This window comes from Paraburkholderia sediminicola (genome assembly GCF_046027355.1).
GTDB lineage: Bacteria > Pseudomonadota > Gammaproteobacteria > Burkholderiales > Burkholderiaceae > Paraburkholderia > Paraburkholderia sediminicola_B.
Genome location: NZ_JAQQEK010000116.1, coordinates 1 through 1202, shown reverse-complemented (window position 1 = coordinate 1202; position 1202 = coordinate 1). Strand labels below are relative to the sequence as shown.

At 60.3% G+C, this 1202-nt stretch carries 1 protein-coding gene; it reads right to left on the bottom strand.

Annotated elements, in window-relative coordinates; all coding sequences use genetic code 11:
* The coding region (locus tag PQR42_RS45520) for an IS30 family transposase (protein ID WP_408496095.1) at nucleotides 1-1154 on the bottom strand (1154 nt) is incomplete at its 3' end.
* Nucleotides 1155-1202: the final 48 nt, after the last annotated feature.

The following is a 1202-nucleotide window of genomic DNA, read 5'->3' as shown; positions in this document are numbered from 1 at the left end:
GCAACACCCAACGTTTCTGCCAGTTTTTCAGCAGGGTTCATGAATTGCAGGGTCTGACGGGGTCGACCATTCAGGCGCGCGGCAACCTTGTTCAACTCAGCCTGCGAATACCCGTCCACTGGCACCCCTTTGGGGAAGTACTGACGTAGAAGGCCATTCGTGTTCTCGTTACTGCCTCGCTGCCATGGGCTTTGCGGATCGCAGAAATACACCTGCACGTCCGTGGCAACCGTAAATTTCCTGTGACTCGCCATCTCGGTGCCGCGGTCCCATGTCAGCGACCGGCGCAGTTCTGCCGGCAGTTTGTTCACCTGCTTTATCAGTGCGGACACCACGCTCGCCGTGTCCTTGCCGGCTACTTTGACCAGCATCACGTAACGCGAGTGCCGCTCCACCAGTGTGGCGATATAGGTGTTGTCCGAGCCCGCCAGCAGATCGCCTTCCCAGTGACCTGGCACCGCCCGGTCCTCCGCCTCGGCCGGGCGTTCACTGATCGACACCGCCTCGCTTATCCTGCCTCTGCCCTGGCCGCTTGCCGAGGCGCTCTTCGCCTGGCGCATCGTGCGGTTCGTACGAAGATGGGCGACAAGCTCCTTTTTAAGGACGCCGCGCGCCTGGATGAACAGGCTGCGGTAAATCGTTTCGTGAGATATCTGCATGTCCTTGTTGACCCGGAACTCGCGCCGCAGCCACCCTGCTATCTGTACAGGAGCCCATTGTAGTTTGAGCTTGGCCGCCACCAGCCGGCGAAGCCGGGCATTCTCCGACAGTGCACAGGTCTTGGGTCGCCGTGCCCGTTCCCACGCGTTGATATCGGCCTCGTGTGCCCGATATCTGCGGCTGCCGCCGTTGCGCGCGACTTCCCGTGTGATGGTTGATGTCGAGCGCCCCAGTTGCAATGCAATCTGGCACATGGACATGCCCGCGACCAGCGCTCGCGATATCTCCTCGCGTTCGGCCAGACTTAGCGATCGGGCCGATCGTGTGCGGGGCACAGGTGAAATCCCGCCGGTTTTGCTGATGACCCGATAAGCCCCGCTTGGATGACGCCCCAGCATACGCGCGATAGTACTCAGTGACTCTCCCGCGCGCCACATCTTCCAGATATCGTTCTTCTGCTGTGCGTTCAGCCAATGCTTTCTCTGTCGTTCCATAGTGCTCCACTCTCCGGTTCCGTATTGGAACAGAGGTGTTGCAACGAC